Annotated in this window: 19 protein-coding genes; 4 read left to right on the forward strand and 15 right to left on the reverse strand. The window is 31.8% G+C overall.

All coding sequences use genetic code 11. The annotated features are described in order from the left end of the window. Positions 1-618: 618 nt before the first annotated feature. The 3 genes from GA0061080_RS05680 to tssI all read left to right on the forward strand — a co-directional run bounded on the left by GA0061080_RS05680 (position 619) and on the right by tssI (position 5,693). Positions 619-1,386, forward strand: coding sequence for a lipoprotein YafT (locus tag GA0061080_RS05680; protein ID WP_081300089.1), 768 nt, complete (start codon positions 619-621; stop codon positions 1,384-1,386). A gap of 155 nt (positions 1,387-1,541) precedes the next feature. Beyond that, complete coding sequence (gene tssF / locus GA0061080_RS05685; protein ID WP_065635573.1) at positions 1,542-3,308, forward strand: type VI secretion system baseplate subunit TssF; 1,767 nt, start codon at positions 1,542-1,544, stop codon at positions 3,306-3,308. 9 nt (positions 3,309-3,317) lie between these two features. Further along, positions 3,318-5,693, forward strand: a complete 2,376-nt coding sequence (gene tssI, locus GA0061080_RS05690) for a type VI secretion system tip protein TssI/VgrG (protein ID WP_091122448.1) — start codon at positions 3,318-3,320, stop codon at positions 5,691-5,693. 205 nt (positions 5,694-5,898) lie between these two features. On the opposite strand, the gene GA0061080_RS05695 is transcribed toward tssI, so the two are convergent. Beyond that, positions 5,899-6,162: a PAAR domain-containing protein gene (locus GA0061080_RS05695; protein ID WP_065635575.1), complete on the reverse strand. Its 264-nt coding sequence runs from the start codon at positions 6,160-6,162 to the stop codon at positions 5,899-5,901. A gap of 196 nt (positions 6,163-6,358) precedes the next feature. Here GA0061080_RS05695 and GA0061080_RS05700 point away from each other — a divergent pair, with 196 nt between their 5' ends. Then, positions 6,359-6,877 carry an Hcp family type VI secretion system effector gene (locus GA0061080_RS05700; RefSeq protein ID WP_065635576.1) on the forward strand — a complete coding sequence of 173 codons (519 nt, stop codon included), beginning with the start codon at positions 6,359-6,361 and terminating at the stop codon, positions 6,875-6,877. Between the two features lie 87 nt (positions 6,878-6,964). Here the strand turns inward: GA0061080_RS05700 and GA0061080_RS05705 are convergent, their stop codons facing one another. The 14 genes from GA0061080_RS05705 to tssB form a co-directional block, all read right to left on the reverse strand. Beyond that, on the reverse strand, positions 6,965-8,329 hold the full coding sequence (locus GA0061080_RS05705; RefSeq protein ID WP_091122451.1) for a VasL domain-containing protein: 1,365 nt from the start codon (positions 8,327-8,329) through the stop codon (positions 6,965-6,967). Between the two features lie 52 nt (positions 8,330-8,381). After that, the gene (gene tssM / locus GA0061080_RS05710; RefSeq protein ID WP_091122457.1) at positions 8,382-11,894 is read right to left on the reverse strand and encodes a type VI secretion system membrane subunit TssM; all 3,513 of its coding nucleotides are present in this window, start codon (positions 11,892-11,894) and stop codon (positions 8,382-8,384) included. A 16-nt stretch (positions 11,895-11,910) separates the two neighbouring features. After that, positions 11,911-13,317 carry a type VI secretion system protein TssA gene (gene tssA / locus GA0061080_RS05715; RefSeq protein ID WP_167349190.1) on the reverse strand — a complete coding sequence of 469 codons (1,407 nt, stop codon included), beginning with the start codon at positions 13,315-13,317 and terminating at the stop codon, positions 11,911-11,913. 12 nt (positions 13,318-13,329) lie between these two features. Then, positions 13,330-14,010, reverse strand: a complete 681-nt coding sequence (vasI, locus tag GA0061080_RS05720) for a type VI secretion system-associated protein VasI (protein ID WP_081300090.1) — start codon at positions 14,008-14,010, stop codon at positions 13,330-13,332. 3 nt (positions 14,011-14,013) lie between these two features. After that, entirely contained in the window at positions 14,014-16,629 is a 2,616-nt protein-coding gene (gene tssH / locus GA0061080_RS05725; RefSeq protein ID WP_091122465.1) for a type VI secretion system ATPase TssH, read from the reverse strand. Positions 16,630-16,644: 15 nt separating this feature from the next. After that, positions 16,645-17,379 carry a type IVB secretion system protein IcmH/DotU gene (gene icmH, locus GA0061080_RS05730; protein WP_065635582.1) on the reverse strand — a complete coding sequence of 245 codons (735 nt, stop codon included), beginning with the start codon at positions 17,377-17,379 and terminating at the stop codon, positions 16,645-16,647. A gap of 2 nt (positions 17,380-17,381) precedes the next feature. Next, positions 17,382-18,725 carry a type VI secretion system baseplate subunit TssK gene (tssK, locus tag GA0061080_RS05735; RefSeq protein WP_091122469.1) on the reverse strand — a complete coding sequence of 448 codons (1,344 nt, stop codon included), beginning with the start codon at positions 18,723-18,725 and terminating at the stop codon, positions 17,382-17,384. Beyond that, entirely contained in the window at positions 18,725-19,255 is a 531-nt protein-coding gene (tssJ, locus tag GA0061080_RS05740; RefSeq protein ID WP_091122473.1) for a type VI secretion system lipoprotein TssJ, read from the reverse strand. Before tssJ ends, tssK begins: the two co-directional genes overlap by 1 nt. 1 nt (position 19,256) lies before the next feature. Then, complete coding sequence (gene tagH, locus GA0061080_RS05745; protein ID WP_091122477.1) at positions 19,257-20,534, reverse strand: type VI secretion system-associated FHA domain protein TagH; 1,278 nt, start codon at positions 20,532-20,534, stop codon at positions 19,257-19,259. 4 nt (positions 20,535-20,538) lie between these two features. Further along, the gene (tssG, locus tag GA0061080_RS05750) at positions 20,539-21,522 is read right to left on the reverse strand and encodes a type VI secretion system baseplate subunit TssG (protein ID WP_065635586.1); all 984 of its coding nucleotides are present in this window, start codon (positions 21,520-21,522) and stop codon (positions 20,539-20,541) included. After that, a complete protein-coding gene (gene tssF, locus GA0061080_RS05755) occupies positions 21,486-23,237 on the reverse strand; it encodes a type VI secretion system baseplate subunit TssF (protein WP_091122481.1) in 1,752 nt (583 codons plus the stop codon). The genes tssG and tssF (GA0061080_RS05755) overlap by 37 nt, the downstream gene beginning before the upstream one ends. Before the next feature lie 15 nt (positions 23,238-23,252). Next, a complete protein-coding gene (gene tssE, locus GA0061080_RS05760; RefSeq protein ID WP_091122485.1) occupies positions 23,253-23,681 on the reverse strand; it encodes a type VI secretion system baseplate subunit TssE in 429 nt (142 codons plus the stop codon). A gap of 11 nt (positions 23,682-23,692) precedes the next feature. Continuing rightward, positions 23,693-25,174 carry a type VI secretion system contractile sheath large subunit gene (tssC, locus tag GA0061080_RS05765; RefSeq protein WP_065635588.1) on the reverse strand — a complete coding sequence of 494 codons (1,482 nt, stop codon included), beginning with the start codon at positions 25,172-25,174 and terminating at the stop codon, positions 23,693-23,695. A gap of 64 nt (positions 25,175-25,238) precedes the next feature. Then, entirely contained in the window at positions 25,239-25,730 is a 492-nt protein-coding gene (gene tssB, locus GA0061080_RS05770) for a type VI secretion system contractile sheath small subunit (RefSeq protein WP_065635589.1), read from the reverse strand. Positions 25,731-25,811 lie beyond the last annotated feature (81 nt).

Genomic DNA, 25,811 nt, shown 5'->3' on the forward strand with positions numbered 1-25,811 from the left:
TCGTAAGGGGTGCCAGTATAAAGGCCATAAGGCGTTTGCGAGCCATCGGTAATATAGTAGTTTTTAACGGCTTGCGCATCACTGACGTTAGAAAGCACCGCATATAAAGGCATAGACGAGGTGGCGGTAATGGTGCGCCAGTTAGCTAGTGGCATATCTAACATAATATGCTTACTCCATGAAATAAAACAAAATAATAATTAACATTATGATTTATCAATATCACCAACAACATCCCCACCATAGAGCCGTTAAGAAATCGAAAATAAATGCATTTGCTTATTTAAAATACGTTATTTTTGTTATTGAAACAATATTTTTGAACGATATTATTTCAATAATCTTTTTTTAGCGCTTATTGTTGTATAAATTATTTTGTTTATTTAACATCGGTATTATTGTTATAATTTATTAGGTTATTGCTTAACTAACTAAATTATAAATAATTTTAATATTTATCTTTGGTGTTATTTTTTATTGTTATAAATCGAACAAAATTAATAATGAATTTTTATGGTAATGTTTGTTTTATTACGTTAGGATTATCTTATTTATGTAATAGAATGTAAAGTATTAGAAAAAATTTTGTCATCTATTCAAATAAGGGCAAATAACATCATGCAAAAAATAGCCAAATTAGTAAATTTTATAATTATTTCATTTTTAAGCTTTTTCTTGATAAATTGTTCATCCTCTCAAATGGTAAAAAATCCAGCTTATAGCGCAGCAAAAGTGGCTAAAGTACAGTTAACAGATAAAGATATTTTTGATGAAGAGTTGGATAAAGAGATTACGGATTATGACATTCAAGAGGCCGCTTATTTGGCTAAAAAAGGATTCCATGTTCCTCTTAAATCTTCTATTATTCTTGTGCAGTCTGGGGAAAGTGTACCAGATGCCACAATGCAGTTAGAAATGTCAAAGTACTATCAGGTTTCGGTTTATAATGGTTTTCCAAAAACAAAAACATTATCAAACCGCCGAAAAAGCAAAGATTCAGATCATGTCATTTATAATAATTACATGAAACAACTGCGTCTTATCGCTGCCAAAGGAGGTCAACGCACCATTGTTGTTTATTGGGGAGAGCTTGAAAACGGTGTTCTTGACGAAAAAACAAACATTGTAAATTGGCGTTTGTATTCTGGTGGTAAATTACCGAGTAATACCAAATCATTACGTTATTTACTAAAATTTACATTAGTTGATGTTGTAACTGGTAATTGGTCAACATATTCACCTATTAATGTTGAGGTAGATTATATTCCTCCTAAGTTCCGTAATAATGTAACGGATATAGCTCAGATTGATCAACTTATCCATAAATCATATGCTAACGCAGCTTTATTATTAGCTGAAAGATATAAAGGTAAATCAGTAAAATAACTTTCTTTAAATCAAATAACTATTTATCTTTTGTAATATAATTAATTGTGGTTTTATGTTAACATCAATAACATAATTATATATAAATAACACTTAAAGATGTTAACTGTATTTGAAATGTCTTAGTTAATCTAAGTCAAAAGGGTTTGAAGGGAATGGAGTTAAAAGATTTTTATCAAGATGAAATTTCATACATTAAACTATTAGCTCGTCATTTTGCTGAAAAACATCCTGAGTTAGATGCATTTTTTTCAGCATCAACTGACGATGCTGATGTTGAACGAATATTAGAAGGTAATGCTCTTTTAATTGCGCGTTTGCGCCAGAAAATTGATGATGCTTTTCCTGAAATAACCCATGCCTTACTTGATGAAGTTTGGTCAACGCCAATTAATCCTATTCCTGCAACAACGGTTTTTGAGTTTATTCCAGAAAGAAATGGTGAGATAATTTATATTCCTCCTGAAATACATGTACAAAGTTCGAAAAATCCAGGAACTAAGGACCATTATATTTTTCAAACAAGACGAGATGTTAGAATATTACCACTACAAATCATTAATCGTAAAATTGTACATAGTAATAAAGGCTCTCAGCTTACTTTAACGTTTGAATGGTATGGCAATTCAAATCAAATTGATTGGGAGTTTAAATTATTACCGCTATTTTTAGGGGAAAATAAACAGACAGCCGGATTATTATTGTTATGGTTTTCACATTATTTAGAAAATATCCAAATTAGAGTGGCAGGAGAGGAATATTCGTGCTCCAACAACTTGGTTAATATTAAACCCTCTACGGAAGAAAATTTACTTTTACCATGTAATGGTTCTCCTTATTGGCGTTTGCAACTATTGCAAGAATATCTCTATACCGATCATGTTAATGATTTTATTGAATTAGATATTAGTTATATAAAACCATACATTCTTCAAGGTGAGAATGCCTGTTTTGATGTGGTTTTTGATTTTAACCAAGCATTTCCTTTCGACAATCTTATTGATGAGCATGTGTTTCGTTTATATTGCGTGCCTGCAATTAATAAATTTTCAACAGTAAGTTATCCTATTTCCTTTGATAGCGCACAAAGAACCCCAACAGGCTTTGTTATTAAACCAACCAATCCTTTGCATGAAATTTATCGTATTTTGAGAGTCTATTCACCAGCAGAGGCACATCGATTAGGTCGTGGAGTCTCCATTGAATATAAACCGATTACTAAATTTTCTCCTACACGGTTTACATTTAATGACGCTGATATTTTTTATAAAATAGAGCGAGAACATGATGTTATTGGTAATGTCATTTATAAACTCTCTTTTTTTGATCACCAAGGTAAACCTACTGATGTGACCGATATAAATTATTTTATTTGTGAGCTTGAGTGTATTAATCGTCAAGAAATTACAGGGCTGAACATAAATGAAATTTCAACATCCACAGGCGAGGTACCGAGTGGTGTTGCATTTACCAATATTACTAAAGTCAGTAAGCCTTTTTTACCTATAATATCAAGCCATGTCCATTGGCCATTAATTTCACACTTATCATTAAGCCCTATTTTTTTAAATGATATTAATGTTATTCGTCAAGTAGTACAAGATTTTGATATTCATAGTAAGTCTAATCGTCCTGCTCATAATCGTTTAAAACAATTTTTACTTGGTATAGAAAATGTAATAAGTCATCCTGTTGACAGACTTGTTAATGGATTACCTTTAAGAGGTGTTCAACTAGAATTTTATTTAGATCCTGATTTTTACCCAGATAAAGGAGAAATGTTTAGGTTAGGATCGTTACTAGGAAATTTTTTTGCTTATTGTATTACTAATAATAGCTTTTTATTAACTAAAATAATCAATACACAAACTAAAGAATGTTGGACATTACCCCAAATTAGTGGCAGTAAAAAACAAATATAGGAATTAGCTATGAATAATAATGGGCTTCATTTTACGTGCAAAGTTGGTGAGCTTTCTGATGATACTTTTTCAGTGTATAAATTTACCCATGAAGAGGCACTATCAGAGCTATTTACACTTACTCTATATGTCGCAACCAAAGAACCATTATCCGATCTGAGTAGTTTAATTTTACAGCAGGTAACATTTAAAGTTAATGCCAGTGGTGAAGAACAACGAACCATTTCTGGCTTGATAGAAACTATTGAACAGGGAAAGTCTGGGTTCAGACGTACTCATTATAAAATTGTAGTGCGACCTTCAGCATGGTTACTTACGCTACGCAAAGATAGTCGTATTTTTCATTTTAAAAGTATTCCTGAAATTATAGAAAGTATGTTTTTATATCATAATATTCAATTTGATAGTCAACTTAATGACGAACATCTAATTCGGGAATATGTAACACAAAAACGAGAAACAGATTATCAATTTTTTGAACGTATCGCCGCAGAAGAAGGAATAACTTTTTGGTTTGAGCAAATTGATGATAAAAATCAGAAACTGTTTTATTCAGATAGTCGGTTAGGGCAAAAATCAGGTGCCAGTTTGATCTATAATACGCATCCTCAAACGGCCGAAACGGGTGATTTGATGAGTGATTTAACCTTTTCGGTAACCATGAAACCAAATATGGCGATTCATAAAGATAGAAATTACACAAAACCAGCTTATGAATTAATGCATCAGTCATCGACTCAACAAGGTAATGAGCATTTTGCTTTTTTTGAAAGTTATGGACGCTTTGAAGATGATAAACCTGGAAAAAACTTTACGCAATATCGTTTAGATGCACTACAGGCTGAATCTGAATTAGGGTGTGCAACAACAAATTGTATAAAATTGATGCCAGGGACAATTTTTACGTTAAGTGAACATTCAGATAATAAATTAAACGCCAAATGGCAAGTTGTTAGGGTTAATCATCAAGGTTATTGTCCTCAAGCATTAGAAGAAGAAGCTGATGGTGGTGTAACAGTTGTCAGTAATCACATTGAATTTATTTCAGCTGAAAAAGAGTGGCGACCTGCTTATATTCATAAACCAGTCCCTGATGCCAATGAAATAGCCGAAGTTGTTGGTCCTGCTGGCGAAGAAATACATACGAATGAATATGGATGTGTTAAAGTTCATTTTCACTGGAATCGTTATGATCCCGCTGATGATAAAGCTTCTGCTTGGGTAAGAACAGCCAATCAATGGGCTGGCAATGGTTTTGGTAGTGTTACATTACCGCGTATAGGTCAAGAAGTGATAATTACCTATATTGATGGCGATATTGATCGCCCTATTATTAGTGGTCGATATTATAATGCTCTTAATAAACCACCTTATAAATTGCCTACCCATAAAACCAAAATGGTTTGGCGCTCTAAGTCACATAAAGCAGAAGGTTATAACGAAATTTCATTTGAAGATGAAAGTGGTCAAGAGGAGATTTTCATTCATGGGCAGAAGGATTTTAATGCCCTTATCAATAATAATACAACATGGGATATTCGTAATGATCATAAAAGCAAAATAGCCAATAATAGCACTATTGAAATCATTGGTAATAGTGATGTTTCAGTCAAAGGAGAAACTCGGATAAAACGTGAGTCGAGTAAATCAGAAAAAATTAGCAATGAATTTCATCTCAAAGTTGGCACAGATTACGTAATTAATTCTGGTAGTGAAATATCAGCTAAGGCAAACTCAAAAATAACATTAGATGCTGGGACAGAACTAACCATTAAAGCTGGTGGGCAATTTATTGTATTAAAACCATCAGGTATATTTACTTCTTCTCCATTTAATATTGGAGCTGGTTCTCCTGGTAAAGGCAAAAAACTTAATTTAAAAATTCCAGGATTTATCGCTACTTTAGTTGCTCCTAGTCTTGTTCAGCAAGGAACAATTAAAAAAAATGCACCTTTTTGCGAAGAATGTGAAAAATGTAAACAAGGTCAATGTGATATAGGTGTTACACCATCAGATATGCCTGATAATTCAGCAAAAGTACAAAATATAATTTCGGGGGGTGGGTTTGCTGGTGGTTTAAGTAATCCTAATATGATAATGAATGGTGGATTTACTGGTGGCACAATGCCAAATATGGATATATTTGATAAAACATCAATATTAAATAATATAGTCAATAAACTTGGATTCAATAATCAATTCCAATTTTTATCAGGAGCATTTGATAGTGCATCACAACTTAGTAATAATATAAAAAATGTTGAACAAATGCTTAAAATGCCACAAGGTATCAATGGAGTAGCTAAGAATATACTTGGTAATGCATCTACACCAATGAGTTCATCTGGAACTAATTATAATGATATGTTAAAAAAAACATTCTGATATGATTGATATGAACTAAATTATTACTAAATAATGTACAATAATTAGCAAACTGAATAAAACTATTTTCTTTATTTAATATTGATTAGTATTTATATAGATATCATCATTTGTTTGAAAATACATTTGCTAAAATAAAACTTTATCAAAATATGGCAATAACTTACGTTAAATTGGTAAGAGATTGCCCTAATTAAATAATATTTTACCCTACACTAACATCACTTGTGGTTGAAATTAATGTGCAACCACAAGCGCTTTTATGACCATCTAAGGCGACAGGTTTTCCTTCATCTTTAAAATTAGCTTCGCCTTCAACTATAGGATTATTACCGTGTTCTGGTATAGGACATGACACCAAATCACCAACACGAGCGACAGGTTTTCCTTGTATTATAGTTTTTGTTGATGCCGTTATGACTCTTCCACCATGACTTGTTGGATCGCCAAGTCGAATTACTCCGCGCATAGTTTCCCCCCTTAAAGTAAGATATTGTTACACATGATTACTATATGAAAAAAATAAGATATACTAATTTATTTATTTTTTATAAATTTTTTGATCCATTTTATTATAAATAATGTAAAATAGATAACATAAATAATATAAGCACATTATTTAAATTATTCTTATAACTAAATTCATTATAAAAAAGGGGATTATTATGCCAACTCCATGTTATATTTCTATTGAAGGGAAAACACAAGGAAACATCACTGCTGGTGCTTTTACTGCTGAATCAGTGGGGAATATCTATGTTAATGGTCATGAAGATGAGATGTTAGTACAAGAGTTTTTACATAATGTTACTGTACCTACTGATCCTCAATCAGGACAACCATCTGGTCAACGTGCTCACAAGCCATTCCAATTTGTTGTTGCTTTAAATAAAGCTGTTCCTTTGCTTTATAATGCGCTAGCATCTGGCGAGATGCTACCAAAAGTACAATTAAAATGGTATAGAACTTCTATAGAAGGCAAGCAAGAACACTTTTTTACTACCACACTTGAAGATGCAACTATTGTAGATATGGATTTACATATGCCTCATTGTCAATCACCAAGTGATAAAGAGTATACTCAATTATTAAAAGTATCTTTGGCTTACCGCAAAATTATTTGGGAACATACTGTTGCTGGTACATCTGGATCTGATGATTGGAGAGCTCCAATAGAATCCTAATTAACTTAACTTAAATTAAAGGTTAAAAGTGAAATTTGGCTTTTAACCTTTATCAATAAGACTTTTTTAAGTCTCGTAATTATTATTTTAATTATCCTTATCGGTTTGGTAGTATCTAGTCATAATGGCTTTCAGTTTTCGATTAAGTTTTTGTTTAAGTTCAGTTGTGACCTCTTTTCCATTTTGCTGAAGCTCTTCAATTTGACGTAGCACTTCTTCAATAGGAGGCTCACTATCTAGTTCTTTTTGAATATTATCGAGCATTGTACGTAATTGATTAATTGTAATATAGCGATCTTCTGATATTGCATTATCTACTTTATTTATTAAGCTTTGTAATTGCATTTTCGCATTATGATAGTTTAAGGTGTTAATTTTATAAGCAACATTAGCTTGCAATTGATTCTGCCAATAATTATCCAACTGCTTATATTTTTCCTCTTCTGGCCATAGCCGTTGAACATTTTTCAATAAATTATTGATATAATAATAAGAACTAATAGGCGATAATGATGAAATATCATGAATTTGTTTTTCATAATGTGTCAATATAAAGGAGCGTGTTTTTTCATTATTGATCAAAGAAATATTTGGTTGTTTAGATGAATCCCTATCAAACCAAGACAAATTTGGCCCCATTAAATCTAACATTTGTGCATGTTGGCAATTAAAAAATTCCATTACACAAAAACTACAAACAGAAGCTAAAATAACGCCAAACGCAAAACTCCACCATGAAAATCGCTTTTTACTATGATATTCTAATGATATAGTCGATACATTTGGGGATATTTCTGTTATTTTATTTGTTTGGTATTGATCTTGTTCTATATCTTTATCAGATAAATCTTGCCTATTAGAAGTTTCCGGAAGATAAAGTAGTATTTTTTTGATTGATTTTTTTGGTTCTTTTTTCGGAAAAATGATATGTTTTTTTTCTAAAATTTTTATTTTATTTTCTATATAAAATAACAGGTTATCAATTAGAGGGGATTTTTCAAATGGTACTTGATATAATTTATCTATTACTTTTTGAAGAGCATCGCAAGCACGTTGCAATAAGGCTATATCTTTGATAGTGAAGTCTTGTTGGCGAATCAAAGAACCGAGCCGGGAATTAAACCAATTTAATGCATCTACTCGAAAAACAGGGTTAGTAGGCCATAATTCTTCCCATTGATAACAAATAAGTGATTTAAGAAGTTCACAACCTTCAACAAAGCCGCTCAAACCATAACGGTGGTATCTTGCAAGGGTATAATAACTAATCGATAATAAATCAATTCCATTTTTTTCAAAAAGTATCAGAGCATTATTTTCTATCAATGCCCAATCAATAATTGGATGTTTAGGATGACTTAATTTATTAATTTCTGATTTTATAGTTTCGAACTCATCAAAATGAGAGGGATCTTTTCCCATTTTAATAATGTGAATATTATTTTGTTCCATCGCACAATCTCAATAAACAGATCCATAATAAAATTAGGATCTGTGTCATTTTTTAATAAAGAGTATCAGAAAGTTTAAATTGGCTAAATAACCCACCAGCAAATGGATTTTCTGCACTATCAACTTGAATACGATAAATAACAGAACCTCCATCAATATCGTAACGTATATCAAAAGATGAATCAGTTATATTAGTTAATTTACCAATATCAAATAATCTAAATTGTCCCCAAAACCCAGAACGAATTAAAGTTCTAGAACTTTGATTCGTGTTTGAAATTAGTGTTAATTTGCTTTCAATTTCCTCTCGCATTGTGTTTGGCCAAATTATTTGAGTTTGAATACTTTTACCATGGCTATAATCAACCAACTGTCCATCAAGATTTAAAATACTACGACGTTTATTCGCTGACATAGAAATAGGTTTAATGGTATATTGAACATTCAAGGCATTTTGTGCATCAAAAAATGTCCTTCTAATCTTATCTGCCACTTTTAGTTGCGCTAATACATCTGATCTAATTAGTCTTTTATCATTAGCATCTTTTAATAAATTATTATCAACAAAAATTTTTAAATTTTCTTGATAAAAACTATCAATCACTCCTCCATTTTTGAAGAAACGTTGAAACTCACTGAGTGAAACATCATGATTAGATGCAGTGTTAAATGGATAACGGTTAGCAAGGTTTAAATTAAAATCTTTGACTACTTTCTCGTTCCATTCAACTTCCAATGAACGTATAGCTTCAGTAATAATAACATCCCAAATTTGTTTAGATAACTCATTTAGCCATCGTCCCAACGGTTCAGGAGCTGTTTTAGCTAATTGTTGAATCTCAATGATAGGATCACTACTATTCTGATTCATATGCAGTTGTACTGCTTTTAGTGCGGCCTTACCTGGAGAAGGTGAATTCTGTATCATCAGCAAATAACGATGTAGATCACCTAATTTTTGAGAAGCATTTTGAATAGTGCTTAATTGTTGATTATTATCTTGTAATACTGAAACAGCTTTTGAAAATTCACGATGAATACTATTGATTAGTGTTCGCTCTTCATTAGTAAATTCCGTTTTATTAGTTTTTTTGTTATTTAAATCAGATACAGGTAAGGCTTCGGAATTATTTTTTATAAGCATAATTGCTTTTTTCAACGGTTGTTCACTACTATTAATGCTCTCCAATGTTTCTATAGCATTAGCAATACTATCAAAATCCTTTATGATTAAATTATCATAAGCTTTATGCCAAGTATTTATATAATCATTCATATATAAATCAATAATATAATGCTTAATATTTTCCCTATCAGCATGGGTATATTTAGTACTTTTAGATATACCTAAAACCCAACTGTCTAATGCTGTTAAGTCTATAAAGCTTTCATCTTGTTTAAGAAAATAATTAATTAAACTTTCATAAGTCAAAAATTGAGGAATAGTTAATTGTTTTTCATTGTTTACTTTATAAACCAAATTAAACGATGCACCAATTTCAGTTTTAATATTTAAATCTGTAGGTAATATATTAGCCAATTTTAGTCGTAAATTTTGATATATACGTTGATAAATGGAAAGTTTTCTTAATTCAATCTGAGCTTGTTCTATAAATGGTTTAAATGGCATAAAAGCATCTATAGCCATTTTATCACCACTATTTCGTTCTTTCTTCCATTGGTTATGGATTAATGCATAATCCAAATGTTGTATTAGTTGATCTTGTTTATCTTGTTGTCCAATAAATAGATCACTCCAACGGTTACTCATATAATTTAGTACTAGCTCTTTATCACGTCCTGATTCATCTTCAATCATTCGCATAATACGTAGCACACCTAGTTTTTGTTCACTTTCTTTCGGTGCCAGTTGGAGTTCATCGGTTAATCCATGCATAATATCCGGTAAATATCTCTGTTGAAGCAGTTTTAAATACATAGATTCTATAGATGGCGCTATTTTATAGCCTTGATAAAATCCAAAATTAGATAAATAACGATTATATTCATGATAATTACCATAAGCAAACATCGCCTCACGCAGAGGATTAAGCTTTGGTAATTCCGAATCGCCGTAAATATCTTTTTGAGCCATAGTAGGAATTTGTATATACTGTTTCATTTGAGCTAAAACAAGATCGCCAGCATCATAGTTTTTCTTATAATAATAGTGAAATGTTGCAATTAGACTTATTGAGCAAAATATTGCTACAGCTGAAAATAATTTAATTTTACGTTGATAATGCTGCTTAGATTTTAAGTTATAACCTGCAATATTTGGTTCCGCTAATAAAACATCTTTAAATAATCGTGTTGAAAAGTAAGGTTGAGTTCGTAATATTGGCCATGTTGGATAAGGTTGTACATTTAAATGATATTGTGATGCTGTCGTTTTAACAAAAATATCACCCATTTGTCCTTTTTGCGTTGAAGAAACTAAATATAAACCACGAAGAATAAACATCTCTTTATCTTGATTTAGCAATAAATAATTGATGATATAGCGTAAGTAATCATGTATGCCATGCATCTGGCGACTAAAAGAAAATAATGCACTACGTTGCTCAATATCAACACTATTTAACATCATATCAGGTATTGCCTGATTCATCTGTTTGCCCCAATTTAGCCAGAACATGCTAAATTCTTCATTCCATTTTTTCTCATCATCAAAGGTGACACCTAAAATACTATCTCGTTGGTGTTTATCTAATTTTTGGTACATAGCTTCAAAACCGTAAAATAGATCTAGTTTTGTGAAAACAACATATACTGGTAATTTACACTGTAAAGTTTTATAAATATCGAATATTCGTTGATGTAAATTAGATAAGATTTCATCTTGTCGTCCCTTATTAGAAGAGACGAAATCGTATAAATCAATAGTTAAAATAATACCATTTAACGGTTGATTACTACGTTCTTGTAATAACCAATTTAAAATTGAAAACCATAATCGGCTATATAATTTTGGTTTTCCCAAATCATCAGTATTAGGTTGATTAATTAGTAATCCATTTACATCAAAAATAACAGCTTGTTCACCTAATAGTGGCTTAATTAGCGGTTTGTCCTTTTCATTTAAATCTGGTTGGTAAAGTGAAGTTGTAGAATAGCTTTCCTCTAAAAATAAGCTTTTCCCACTCTGTGATTCACCAATCATGACATACCACGGTAATTGATAAACACTATCTCGGTTATTATTAAAATGTTCTTTTAATTTAATTATCCAATGTTTTAAATAACGTATTTGTATACTAATATCCTCTTTAAGAGGATCTTTTACTTTTTCTTTATGATCTTTTTGTCTGTTTTCGTATTGTTGTAATTTTCTGATAACGATATAAAATCCCCAACAGAAAAAAACAATAATGTACAATGCTGTAATTAATAACCGAATTTCTAGTGATAAAAAGGGTTGATATTCGGCAATGGTCCATTCTGCTCCTGATATCCAAAGCCAAATCAATGATACAACAGCTATAAGGATAACGAGTAATGTTACTGAAGGTTTAAGCCGAGGTAACTTTGAGCCGATTAATTGAAATATTAGTGGTAATTTCATTGCATCGTCCTATTTTTTAGTTATTAGTCTTTGTTAATTGAATTAACGTTTCAATGAAAGAAGGTTCCCATTCCGTTAACGTTATATTTTTGCATGCGGTTAAGATACTTAATGCCTGTTGTTTTGCGGTAGTTTCAAATCCAGCATGTTTTAGAAGTTGTGCATTAATTTTTTGATAATAATAATTATCTCTTAAATCTTTAGAATAGTTATTTTCTTCAAGCAATTGGATTGCAGCTTCTAACCCCTTTTCCTTATAACACTCAAAAATAGCTTGTTCTAAATCGGTTTGTGAATTTTGAGAAAGTGAATTTTTTGATATCAACCATTTTTTCATACTGTCACTAATAAATGATGTGTGATCACTGTATTTTAAATCATATAATTTAGGTAACCGATTTAATAAAGTCTGTAATTCATCACGAATAGCTTCAGCTACGTTATTAAAACCTAAATGGTGTGCCATATTGGCTGAAATAAAATGCCCTTCTAGCCAAAATGGCATAAGAGTCAACTCATTTTCTATTTTTGCCCACTGTTGTATTGTTGATGTAGCTATATTCGCTTTATATTCATTAATACGATCTATGGGAACAGGCATTAAATCTGTTATATCATTATTATTGAGTGGTTCAGTGAGCGAATAAAATATAGCATGTCGCCTTAAACGAATACTTATTGGGTTCTCTGGATGTTTTTCAAATAATATTTCTGCAACTTTTATTAATGTCCGCTTCCATTCAACTTGTGTTTCATGATTGATATTCACTGATTGAAGCGGTTCTTGAACCACTGAATTTGATTTATTTTCAATGTTATTAACAACTACTTTCTTATTGACAGATTTATTATTTGATGAAGGTATTTTACTTTCATCTTTAGGATTAGATGACTGCAAAGAAAAGCGTTGATATGTTGTCAATAACTGCTTAAATTCTTCATCACAAGTCAGTTTATTTGTATCAAAAAATTGTTTAATTGATAATAAGTAATTATATGCTAACTGTTTTTCTATTGCGGTTGCTTCTTCATCAAAGATTTTATTAGCTTGTGAAAATCGTTGAATAATTTGCTTAAATAACCTTGCCTTTAGTTTAGGTTGTGGTGCAGAAATTAGCCAATATTTTGCAATATAAATTGACAATAAATAAATAGCCAACAAAATATTTTGAGGTTTTTTGGCATGTTGTAAAGTTCTTAATAAGTGCACTATGATGCGTGTATCTTTACTATCTTTTAATAATATTAATGCATTTTGTTGCACCTTTTCGATATCAATTTGCCCATGGCTAATGGTTCCCATGCTTGCAATTGCACTATCAATATATTCCCAAACTGGGTTATTCTCATCAATGGGTAATGTAGGATCTTCTATTTCACTCAATATAGGCTCAACCCAAGGATGATTTTCTAATTCTTTCACGGTCATTACTCCTTACCAATGACATGCTGTTCTTAATACTTTTATTGAGGAATTTAATGTTGATACATTAAACACTAAGTCGTTTAACATAGGATCGTCTGATTTTAGTGTTAATGATTTAGCATTAAGAATACGTTTAATTTGTTCTATACCAAGTAATCCTCTACTTGATTCAAAAATAAAACCATTGTCTCTGACAAACCAATTGGCTTTTACCACATCGTTCTCAGTAACTAATTTTAGTTTTGTATTTTTATGGTTTATTGGATTAAATAAAACGATTTGCATACGTGTAATATTATCAATGCAACTAAAAGCTAAAATCGGCCTTGGCGGTTGAAGACCAATCGCATAGGTCGTTAATAAAATCTGAGAGTCATTATTTGAAGTATTTAGAATAAAATAAGGACTATCTTCCTTACGTGTTTTTTCTTGTTCAACAATCGAAAACCAAAGGGGACTATGTTGCGGCACTTCTTCTTTTTGTAAAGGAGTTTTACTATTTGGATATAAGATTTTATCGTAACATTCTAATCGTGTAAGTGCCGATGTTTCTTTGGCGCATTGAGCTAATAAATTAAGTGTTTCTTTATCATTTAATGTCGCATTAGCTACATTCATCAAATGAATGCCTAATACCATAAAAAAGAAATACCGAATATAACTAAGATCAAAATGATAATTTTTACGCATCAGTTAATTAATCTCTGCTGTGAATTGATTATTATTAACACTAAAGTGAATAAGTGCTATTTTTTCGTTTGCGGATACTTTTTTGAGTAATTGTAACGAAACAGGTGGTAATAAAAAACCATCAATGATTGATTCAAGCATTCTAGCTCCATTTTCGCTTCGGTTTGCTCGGTTAATTATTTCTTCAGCCACCTCTGTATCGAATATAACATCAGCCTTAAAACGAGTATGGAGAACGTTGTGTAATCGAGTTAACTTATCGACAATGATTGATTTGAGTATATCTTCTGATAAGGGTAAGTAGGGAACAATTTCCATCCTTGCAAGTAATGCAGGTTTAAAGAAATTAGCCAACTCTGGATATAACTTATCTACAATGTTTTCGGGTTTATTAGCATTCTGAACAATGCTTTGATACCCTAGATTTGAAGTTAAAAAGAAAACCACATTTTTACAATCAATTATTCGCCCTTCGCCATCAGCTATTTCGCCTTTATCAAAAGCTTGATAAAATAAATTTAATACATCTGGATGAGCTTTTTCAACCTCATCTAATAATACAACAGAATAAGGTTTTTTTCGGATTGCTTCAGTTAATACGCCACCTTCTCCATAGCCAATATAACCAGGTGGTGAACCAATTAAACGAGAAACGGTATGTTTTTCTTGAAACTCAGACATATTTATTGTTGTTAGATACTGAGTTCCACCAAATAATAAATTAGCAATTTGTAATACCGTTTCCGTTTTACCAACACCACTTGGCCCCACTAGTAAAAAAGCACCTAGTGGTCTACCAGGCCTTCTTAAATCAGCCCTTGAAGTTAATAAATGCTTATGTAAATGAGCGATAGCAAGATCTTGTCCTTTTATGATCTGATTTAAATAAGTAGGGAGATCAGTAATAATCTTTAATTCATCTTGAGAGATCTGCCTAATGGGGACACCTGTCCATTCAGCAATAACATTTGCAATTTGTGATTTATCAACATGAGGAGAGACTAGATGAACTTGAGCCTCATTTAGTTGTTTAGTTAGTTGTTTTAGTTGAGAAGTCAGTTTTATTATTTCTACTTCTTTTGTATCATCTACTGTTTCACAACTACTATCTTCAAGTTGTAATAGTTGTGTACGTATACTAATTATTTTCTCAACTAATTGTTGCTGTTGCTGCCATTGAGCTTCAAGTTGTTGTAGTTCTTCCGTTAATGATATATTTTGTGCCTTTAACTCCGACAAACGTTCATCGTAATTATCTAATCCTAAATACTGTTGACGTGTTAACAACTGGATTTCAGTGTTATTCTGATGCAACCTATTTTGTAATGCACAAACACGTTTTGGTGGGGTTGTTAGATTAATTGCAATACGCGCACAGGCTGTGTCCAATACATCAATAGCCTTATCTGGTAATTGTCTACCAGATAGGTAGCGATCACTTAATATAGCGGCCGCTTTCAAAGCATCATCATCTATTAAAACACCATGTGCATTTTCATAAATAGCTCTTAAACCTCTAAGAATAACAATTGCTTCTTCTGCACTAGGTTCATTAACCTGTACAAGTTGAAATCGTCTAGATAAAGCTGCATCTTTTTCAAAATATTTTTTATACTCACTCCAAGTCGTTGCTGCTATGGTTTTTAATTCACCTCGAGCTAAAGCCGGTTTTAATAAATTAGATACATCTAAACCTCCAGCACTATTTCCTGCACCTATTAGTGTATGTGCTTCATCAATAAATAAAATAATTGGTATTGCAGATTCGATCACCTCTGACATGATTCCTTTGAATCTTTTTTCAAATTCTCCTTTAACTGATGCGCCAGCTTGCAATGCACCAAGATCAAGATTCATTAGCTCAGTGCCTTTAAGTTTATCAGGAACTTGCTCATTAATAATGCGTAATGCTAACCCTTCAATTAATGCACTTTTCCCAACACCGGCTTCACCTACAATAATAGGGTTATTTTTACGCCTGCGACACAATATGTCGATCATTAAATCTATTTCTTCATCACGACATAGTACAGGATCTAATTTGTGTTGCCTTGCAAGTTTAGTAACATTAGTTGCATAACGATCTAGTAAGGTGAGTTCACCAAAGGAGGTTGATGATGACTTACCTTTTTCATCATCTGAAATATTTTCAGCTGAACCTTGCGTCCACTGCTCAAATTGATCTTTTAATAATTCTTGATTAATTACTTTAAGATGCTGAGAAAGCGGTATTGAGACATATCTGGTAGGATTTTGAAGTAGAGCAAGTAATAAAGCACCTGTTCTAATTTGAGGTTGTTTTAATTCAATTTGAGAAATTAATAAGGCTTCTTGAAACCATTGAATTAATAAAGGTGAAAATGGTGGCGTCTCATCCCATTGAGTATGCATAAAAGCACTTTCATCTAATAATTGCTTTAATAGCTGATAATCAATTTTAGCTTTGTCTAAAATTATTCTTATGTCATTTAATGGTGTGTCTAAACATTGAAATAAATAATGTGATACTGTAATTTCAGGTTGTTTTTTACTAACACATAACGTTGCTGTTGTTTCTAAAATTTGTTTGCTTATAGGATGAAATTGAGCAACTAATTTTGGTAAATCGATTTTAATCATATAACTTGCCTAATATTAATGTAACAATAGATTTAATTGATTAATAATTTCTTGCGTTTGATTATTTAATTTCAAGGTATAAATTAAGTAAACTACAGATAAACCTATAATTAAAAATATTGAAAGCGTTGTAATAGAAATTTTTTTCTGCAACTTGTAAGGGCTTTTTATGCTTTCCCCTTGTGATAATACTATATTGCTAGATTGCCCCTGCATTGAGTAAAGCAAATCATGTAATCGTCGAAAAATTTTGTTAAATTCTTCTGTATGTCCAATACCGACTTTGTAACGACCGCGAAAACCAAGGCAAAAACAGATATATATGAACTCAAGTAAGTCTTTATATTTTTGTGGTTCACTTATTAAACGTTCAAGTAATAAATAAACCCTCTCTCCTCCCCATGATTCGTTATGAAATCGGACTAGTAATGAATGAGCTCCCCAATTATTTTGAGTGTTCCATGGATGTTGCATCGCAAGTTCATCAATAAAGGTGCAAAGTACATAACGGAAAGAAATAACTGCACTTGATTCATACCCTTTAGTTTGTAAAATATGCTCAATGGCCAAAATATCGTTTACAACCTGTTTATAAACTTCTTCAGCATTATCCAAGTTTGTCATGTCTCTTAAACGTTGGGTCATACCAAGTAATGGGGTTGCAGCATCAATCATTGGGTTGATACTGTTACCTCTTAGAATAAACGTTTGCTGTATTGTATCTTCATGATGAAAAATCGTATTTTGCATTATTATTTACCTCGAATAGCCCAAAATTGCAAATCAAGTTCAGGAAAATCTCCTGCTACGTGGAAAGCAATAGCACCATTAGTAATGATATCTTCCCAAGCCGGTGCATTAGTATCTAACTGAAAGTAGGTATAACCAGAATGGTGTGGTAATTGTGAAGGAGCCGCACTGAGTGCTTTAAGAGGAATACCTAAAACTTGTATACTTACAATCTCTCGAATTTTATTTGGTGTTGATACTTTCGTTTGTTGTACAAATAATCGTAATAAAGATTCTTGTGGTACACGAGCTTTTACCGCCAGAATAAAATCTGCAGTACGTAATAAGGTCTTATCATGAATAACGCCATCATATACACCATGAGATCGTTTTGATAATTGAATAGAAACCGCTCTAGGCATTAATACGGTGCTTAATGCACGTCGAGTAATTAACATTAAGTCATAAAAAGTAGTTGTAAGATCATCATGATTATAATGCTCAAAAAATGGGCTAATACGTGACTCATCTGTAAATGTCATCAGTTCACCACAGATTAAAACTAATTGGCGATAAAGATCTTCTGGATGTACACTGGTACGCTTTGCTAAATGGATAAAAATAGGTTTTGCTCGATTAAATAGTTGTAGCATTAGAAACTCAGCTACATCAGCAACACCTTGTTGATTTGGCGCACTAATCCTCTGTGATATCTGCTTACCTCGTTCGGTGATTAATCCAGCAACTTCACTTAAAAAATCATATAGCAAATACGAAACACTAATTGAATTACACGTTGGAATAAAATATTCATCTAAAACAAGTGTACCATCCGCTTTTTTTTCTTTAATTCGACAAACTGGTAATACGGTATAAGCACTAAGGTCGTCTGAACCTTGCATTAAGCGTGGCGATAATTTAGCAATAGGAACTTCACGGATCTCGCCATTTTTACTGAAAATATCGCGAACATTTATCTCATCATGCACATATCTTGTGTCTCTCATTTTATTATCTTTTGCAATATCTATCGCAGTGACTGACTCACTTCGATTTGGTAACACAAGATAGATATTATGACTTTCAGCTGTATCTAATTTCTTTATTTCAATGGGATCAGGTAATTGATCTTGAAAGGGAATATCGAATAATGTGCCATCTGGCATTAATCCAAGTGCAGAAGATAATCCCACGCGTCCTAATCGTAGAAATTCGCGATTGAGTTCTAAGGTACTAAACCCATAAAAATAGTTATTGATAAGGTTTAAATGGTGACTTAATAAATAGTCATAATAACGCTGTTGTTGCTGAAAATTCTGTGGGCGAACCGCCCCATTTACCCAAATAACATTGCTATGAGTACCCATTATTTTTCTTCCTTCTTAATTAAAACTTCATTGGCTTTTATGTGTATTAGATAGGTTGCTTTTTTGCCTATAGCTTCTACTTCGGCAATGTCAGCCCAATAAGAATTGTTAATATCACCATAATGTGCTATTACGCCAATAAATCGTGTTTTTTCATTGATTTTCAGTGGTGGTAAAATTTTATATTGGTCTGGTAATAGTGTGTAATCTTGATGATCAACATAATTCTTGCCGAGTGCTTTTTCAGGTCCTTCGATCAACAGCTGATCATAATTAGCGCTTAAAAAGTGTGAGTCTTCGTTAAGGTAAATAACTTGTAATTCTATTGGTGAGGCTTCTCCTTCCTGATTTTGATTGATATCTTCACCAGATAAGAAAGTCAGGGTTACTTCAGTTGGGTTCTCCGATGGATAGCCAACAGGAACATTGGGATCGCTGATTACCTCAAAAATTTTTTTTGTTGTTTCACAGCCAAAAAGGTTCAACGATATAAGAAAACAAAAAGATATTCTCAACAAACGGTTATGCATTTCAAATACGCTCCTGGTTAAGCCGTCGCAATTGCTTGTCATATTCTTGATCATAATGTTCCCAGAACAATTTTTCGAAGCCTTGTTGTCGATTCGATGACAGCTCCTTGTAATAGCTACAATACATATTCCAAGACCATGTTCCATCATGCTCCTTCACTTTTCGACTATTACGATAGATTTCAAAGCGACTTGATAGCTGGTCGGGTGAAAAAGCATCTAACATGGCAGAAAGTGCGTATTTAGTTGCAATTTCACTGGCTTTATTATGGATTGCGACATTTTCCAATGATTCTTTTACTGCTGCTGGCGCTGATAAATAAACAGTACAAAGCTGTTCAGAAAATAGTAATGCCATTGTGTCAGAATAGTTTTGATTCAATCGTAGCGGGTTATCTTCTATTGGCCTTAAATTTTTATTTTTTAAAACATCTTTTGACAGGTTTAATTTTAATAAACCTTCAACGGTAGCTTTAAGGGTTTCCCCCAATTCTTCTAAAAGAGCATTTGCTTCATCTGTATTATGAATATTTAAACTAACTCCTAATCCTCGAAGAAAAGGAACCAAACTTAAATTTACATTTTCGATGGTATATGTATTATCATCATGTAACGTTGAATCACAATTGGGAACTTCGATAAAATTATTGTTCATTAGGCTTCCTTGTTTTACATTATAGTCTACTAATGATTTGTTTTGTTCTGATGGATTATTTTCATGTTCTGATATATTTTTATAAAAATCAGATAATACATCGCTAGAGTCTTTTTCTATTGCTTTAAATGGATCAACAATTTCACTTTTTTGCTCTGTATCATTACTATATAGATGTGAAATAGTGTTTTTATCTTCGGTATCAAACATGTCATTCAATGATATCTCATTGATTGATATAATTTGTGAGGGTGATTTATCTAAAGGATCATCTAATAACTGATGAAGATCAGTTCCAATTCTGGCATGAATAATTAGGTTACCAATTCTTATTTCATCCCCATGCTGTAACTTAACAGAACCAGTTTGTGATGATATTTCAGACTGATTAATGAATAATTTATTTTCTATTGGCTGAATAAAATAATAACCATCTTTATTATTTATTTGAGCATGAATACCTGAAACACTGTTATAGAAATCTTGTATTTGCCATTCAACATTCTGATGACTGCCAATAATACCTCCGTTAAGATTAAATACATGCTCCCTTGTGTTACCACTATGAAGTGCTTCAGTATTTCTTATTTTTAATTGTAAAATTTGATGATTGATTTGCTCCATGATTTTATTCTCGCATACAAATAGTGATACTTGGATAATCTGGCATTTCACCAATAAATGTAGTCCATCCTAATAAACAACTTATTTCATTACCTAAATTCATTTCATCCAATTGATCTTTAGCTAACGAGAGCCTCACATCAAATGCAAGTTGATCTCGCAAAATAAATGTGACCAATGTCTTTAGTGGTTCAAATAGTTCCCCAGAAGGTAAAAAAGAAAGATAGCGTTTAACAGTTAACTGATTTAAACATAAAAGAAATTTGCCATTGCAGTCATCAATATTATCACCAATGACAAAATTTTCACCTAATTCAGAATTGATTTTACCTAAAAAAGTTTGCTGATCAGGTTGGATTGGTACTATTCGTTCTTGCCATGGCATAATAGAAACATCATCTAAATCAAAACAGTGTGCAATTAATCCGCTAATTACTTCTGGAGAGCGAGCTGTACCTGAAAGTAAACCTACATATGACAGCATTTTGCTATGATTAATTTGTAATGTTTTCCTTAAATTGGGATTTTCTAAACCAACAAAAGCAAACATACGCTGTGAAAAGCTATCTAATCCATTATTGTAAGATATATAATAGCGATATTTACGCCAAATACGATGAAATAGGGTAATAAATCGATGATTAAACAAATCAAGAAAATGATTTAAACCAGATTCATCTTGAGTATAACTCCAAGCAAATTTTTCTAAATAAAAAGTTGGCAAAGGTGACTGACTTCCTTGCAATCCTAAAAATGTTGTTTCTAATAAATATTTCCCATCATCAGTTTCTTTTAAATTTGATATATCACTTGTAGGGAAAGCTAGAGTTCCATTTGCTTTAAAACGGACTAATTCATCCTCAGGAAAACCATCTTTATTTAAATCATTCTGCTTATTATGTGTTTTATAAATTAACTCAATCAGTTGATTAAAGTTATATGTTTTGGCATTTATATCAGCAAGTGCTGACCGACTTTTACTGGCCATGTATAATGCTCCTGATTATCAATGTTCACTATAACTAATAGATGAAATGAGTTTAATGCAGCTTGTTGAGCTAAAAAATGAGCGAGTACTGTCCCCCAAAGGTAAAGATCTCCTTCTGATTTAAAAACTGATTGACTTAAATGTATATACGTCTTTACACCTTGAACAACCATTTTATTTGCTAATTTACGTTTAACTTGACAAGATTCAATTTTGACAATACCACTAAGAATTTTTAATAATGTTCTTTCTTGCTGCGGATTATGCATCGCTGGAAAATGATAACTTTGAAAAATCTGTTTTAAGATATCTTGTTGTAGTAATGATTTGTAATTTTTTGCCAAATTGGAGATGGTTGTCCAATATTGACTTTCATCAATCATTGGGACTAATTGCAAGGTTGGGCGAATAATATTTTTGAGTGTAATTTGACTTTTATCATCTATAGAAATAACTTGTTTTAAATCTCCAATTTTTAATTCAGATGGTTTATCTTTATTTGAACAAAGTAATCTAACTGATATGGTTTCGATATTATTAATCCAATCCTTTTCATCATTACGCACAAAAGAAATCCAGTGACGAATAGTTAATGTTCGCTTGTCTTGTGTTTGTGTGATATTGTAAAAACGCTTGTTTTGATCTTTATATAATTGATTTTTATGTTCAAAACTATTAAAATCGCAATACTCTACTATCTCATTTTTTTTTGTTCTACTTTCAACCCGTACTACTGAGTAAATTTCAAAGTTATCTCTATACTGGTAATTAGCTTCTAAAGGATATTTTTCTTTTTTTCCATCTAAGAGAATTGGTTCCGCATCATGATAAAATAAATTTATTGCAGGTACACAATTAATTTTTATCATATGTTTACGTAGTTTAATTTTAGGATCAATATCGCAATTAAAATTAATTTTTAATTGAAAATGAGTACAATTAATGCTTGTGGGAAATAAGTTATTATCGTCATGTAAAATTTGTAAAAAAAGAAATCCCTCAGGAAAGGCAAAATATTCATGCAGTGTTCTAAATCCCTTATTGGTATTATCTGCATATGGTAATAGAGTTTGTTCATGATTAAAACCGATAGGATTGAACCGTAAATTAGTTAAAGGTAATTCTACACCATTAACAATGATACAGCCTGATGTTACATAATTTAATAACATCATATATAAAATACTACCGACATAGCTATCATCACCAAGATAAAATTGAAGAGCATTCAGATTATTTAGTTTTAAATGTGGATCCAATGCAAAATCAATAATAAGAGAGTTTTGTTGCAATTGATGCGATAGTTTTATATCTTTAATAACTAATGGTGTAACCAACAAATCACGGCAAGTTTGAAATGTATACGAAGCTGTACTTGTAGCTTGATGCTTGATTTCACTTCCTTTTAGTAACATGGCGTTTGTCGTTTTATCGTGAATGGATGCCTCTAGAATAGTTAAACTTGGAATAGGTTTTAAATAATTTGGCCATAATAAGACTAAAAGTGACTGAATTAACTCCGGTAAATCATATTTTAATTTTAATTTAAGTTGGCTGGTGATATAAGCAAGACCTTCAATCAGTCTTTCAACATCAGGATCTTTTTCATCTTCAATGATAAACTGTAACAATTGAGGATGCACTTTTGCAAAGTCATGTGCAATATCTCGAATAAATACAATTTCATCATGGAACTGTTCCGTAATTAATGACATAAGCTCAGTTCCCAATTATTCAAAAAAATAACGTTGTCTATCATTAAAATAAACTTTAAACTCTATGTTATTTGTACCAAACTCGTCCTTTACAATTGCTTGAATTGTAAATTGCATTGTAAGCAGATTGCTATCATTTGCCCGAGCAATTACGGTAACTTGCATAATACGTGGTTCATATTTTTCTATACAATTTTTAATTTCTCGGCAAATTTCAGCTTTAATTTCCGAAGAGTTCATCGTTGCATCATTCAAATCAACAATCCCCATTGAATAGGAACTTTGGCAGCCACCAGGACGACTATTAAGAATCCTAGATAAATTAAATTTAATCGAATCCAAACAAGTTTTATCAAATTGATAATCATTTTGATCCGACTCCGTATGAATTCGATCAAATAAGCTTTGTTGATGATTTTTTTGCCACTTTAATAATGCTGCCATAATATTAGGTATTATTCTTTATCTAAACGACCAACAAGTGATAACTCAAAATTAGCACCCATATATTTAAAATGAGGTCGAACTAATAATCCAACTTGATACCAACCTGGATCACCTTCAACATCAGAAACAGTTACACTAGCTGCTCGCAATGGTTTTCGACTGCGAACATCAGCAGGCGGATTTTCTTGATCTGCAACATACTGTTTAAGCCAAACATTTAGCTCACGCTCTAAGTCAGCTCTTTCTTTCCAAGAACCAATTTGCTCTCGTTGTAATACCTTAATGTAGTGTGCCAATCGATTAATAATAAACATATAAGGCAACTGCGTACCTAATTTGTAATTAGTTTCAGCTTCTTTACCTTCTTTGGTATTAGGAAAACGTTTAGGTATTTGAACTGAGTTAGCCGAGAAAAATGCAGCATTATCCGATCCTTTTCTCATTGTTAATGTAATAAAACCTTGTTCAGCTAGCTCAAGTTCTCGACGATCTGAAATAAGTGTTTCTGTTGGAATTTTCGCTTGAAGTTCACCCATTGACTCATAAAGATGTACAGGTAAATCTTCAACGGCACCACCACTTTGTGGACCAATGATGTTGGCACAAAAACGGTATTTTGCAAAACTATTAGTAATACGAGTTGCAAACGTAAATGCTGAATTAGCCCACAAAAAATGGTTATGATTATCGTTGACTTGTTCATTATAATTAAATGTTTTTACAGGGTTATCTGAAGTTGAATAAGGTAGACGAGCAAGATAATTACCAGCTAGCAAACTACAATATCTAGCATCTTCAGACTCTCTAAATGAACGCCATTTAGTATATGCAGGGCTTTCAAAAATTGAACTAAGCTCTTTAATTGATGACATTTCAGTATAGCTATCGATTCCAAAAAATTTAGGAGAAACAGATGAAATAAATGGCGCGTGAGCCATTGCACCAACAGCAGTGACATATTGCATTAACTTAATATCTTGGCTACCTGGAGTGAATGCATAGTTTCCAATTACAGCTCCAACAGGTTCACCACCGAACTGGCCATATCCTGCTGTATAGATATGTTTATAAAATCCACTTTGAACAATTTCTGGGGCATATTCAAAATCTTCTAATAATTCTTCTTTTGTTGCATGCATTAACTGAATTTTGATATTTTCACGAAAATCAGTTCGATCAACGAGTAATTTTATTCCACGCCATGCACTTTCAACTTGTTGTAATTTCTTATGATGTAAAATCTCATCCATTTGTACTGAGATCTTTTTATCTAGTTCAGCGATCATTTGATCAACAAGTATCTTATTGATAGGCTCTTCTTTACTATCATTCTCTAACATTTTAGCAATAAAAGCTGCTACTCCTTTTTTAGCTGTTTCATACCCTTCTTCTGCAGGCGTTAACCTTGATTTTGACATAATTTGATCAAGCAAACTGCTTTCGTGAATAGTACTAGGTTCTTGAAGAGCATTATATTCTGCTTTAGACATATACCTAAATTCCTTATTTAATTGACTATTAATAATTTAATAACTAGAGGTACCAATAAAGATATTAATCTTTATCAGAGATTTGTAGTTCATTTAATAAATTTTTTCTTGCTTTATCATCTGATAATACATGCGCAATCGCTTCTCTGAAAGCCTTAATATTGCCCATCGGGTTTTTTAAAGCTGTGAGAGCTTCACGTAATTGAATTAAATTATTAATCTCTGGTACTTGTTTTGCTATTTGATCAGGATTAAATGAATGAAGATTTTTAATATCAAGATTGATTGATAGCTCTTCATCATTATCTTCTTGTAACTTATTTGGTACGTTAAAAGTTAATTTTATATTCGATTTTTCCATTACATCGTTAAAATTATTTTTATCAATAGAAACTAATTGACGTTCTTCAATTGAAGTATCTTCAGTTCTACCTTTATGGTCACCTACTATAACGAGATTTAATGGAAGTTCTTTTTCTTCAACTTGATCACCTGTGGCTGGTACATACTTAATATTAATTCTTTCTTTTGGGGCAACGCTTGCACTTTTACTCATAGATACCTTCCTTCAATGGATTAAAAAATACAACAAAATTTTAACTAATTATTTACTATTTCTATTATATGTTAATTTTTC

The organism is Gilliamella intestini (assembly GCF_900094935.1).
Classification (GTDB): domain Bacteria; phylum Pseudomonadota; class Gammaproteobacteria; order Enterobacterales; family Orbaceae; genus Gilliamella; species Gilliamella intestini.

What these genes read in the sequence shown, in the direction of transcription:
- GA0061080_RS05680 (WP_081300089.1), top strand. Translation starts at nt 619, where the DNA reads ATGCAAAAAATAGCCAAATTAGTAAATTTTATAATTATTTCATTTTTA.
- tssF (WP_065635573.1), top strand. Translation starts at nt 1,542, where the DNA reads ATGGAGTTAAAAGATTTTTATCAAGATGAAATTTCATACATTAAACTA.
- tssI (WP_091122448.1), top strand. Translation starts at nt 3,318, where the DNA reads ATGAATAATAATGGGCTTCATTTTACGTGCAAAGTTGGTGAGCTTTCT.
- GA0061080_RS05695 (WP_065635575.1), bottom strand. Translation starts at nt 6,162, where the DNA reads ATGCGCGGAGTAATTCGACTTGGCGATCCAACAAGTCATGGTGGAAGA.
- GA0061080_RS05700 (WP_065635576.1), top strand. Translation starts at nt 6,359, where the DNA reads ATGCCAACTCCATGTTATATTTCTATTGAAGGGAAAACACAAGGAAAC.
- GA0061080_RS05705 (WP_091122451.1), bottom strand. Translation starts at nt 8,329, where the DNA reads ATGGAACAAAATAATATTCACATTATTAAAATGGGAAAAGATCCCTCT.
- tssM (WP_091122457.1), bottom strand. Translation starts at nt 11,894, where the DNA reads ATGAAATTACCACTAATATTTCAATTAATCGGCTCAAAGTTACCTCGG.
- vasI (WP_081300090.1), bottom strand. Translation starts at nt 14,010, where the DNA reads ATGCGTAAAAATTATCATTTTGATCTTAGTTATATTCGGTATTTCTTT.
- tssH (WP_091122465.1), bottom strand. Translation starts at nt 16,629, where the DNA reads ATGATTAAAATCGATTTACCAAAATTAGTTGCTCAATTTCATCCTATA.
- icmH (WP_065635582.1), bottom strand. Translation starts at nt 17,379, where the DNA reads ATGCAAAATACGATTTTTCATCATGAAGATACAATACAGCAAACGTTT.
- tssK (WP_091122469.1), bottom strand. Translation starts at nt 18,725, where the DNA reads ATGGGTACTCATAGCAATGTTATTTGGGTAAATGGGGCGGTTCGCCCA.
- tssJ (WP_091122473.1), bottom strand. Translation starts at nt 19,255, where the DNA reads ATGCATAACCGTTTGTTGAGAATATCTTTTTGTTTTCTTATATCGTTG.
- tagH (WP_091122477.1), bottom strand. Translation starts at nt 20,534, where the DNA reads ATGGAGCAAATCAATCATCAAATTTTACAATTAAAAATAAGAAATACT.
- tssG (WP_065635586.1), bottom strand. Translation starts at nt 21,522, where the DNA reads ATGGCCAGTAAAAGTCGGTCAGCACTTGCTGATATAAATGCCAAAACA.
- tssF (WP_091122481.1), bottom strand. Translation starts at nt 23,237, where the DNA reads ATGTCATTAATTACGGAACAGTTCCATGATGAAATTGTATTTATTCGA.
- tssE (WP_091122485.1), bottom strand. Translation starts at nt 23,681, where the DNA reads ATGGCAGCATTATTAAAGTGGCAAAAAAATCATCAACAAAGCTTATTT.
- tssC (WP_065635588.1), bottom strand. Translation starts at nt 25,174, where the DNA reads ATGTCTAAAGCAGAATATAATGCTCTTCAAGAACCTAGTACTATTCAC.
- tssB (WP_065635589.1), bottom strand. Translation starts at nt 25,730, where the DNA reads ATGAGTAAAAGTGCAAGCGTTGCCCCAAAAGAAAGAATTAATATTAAG.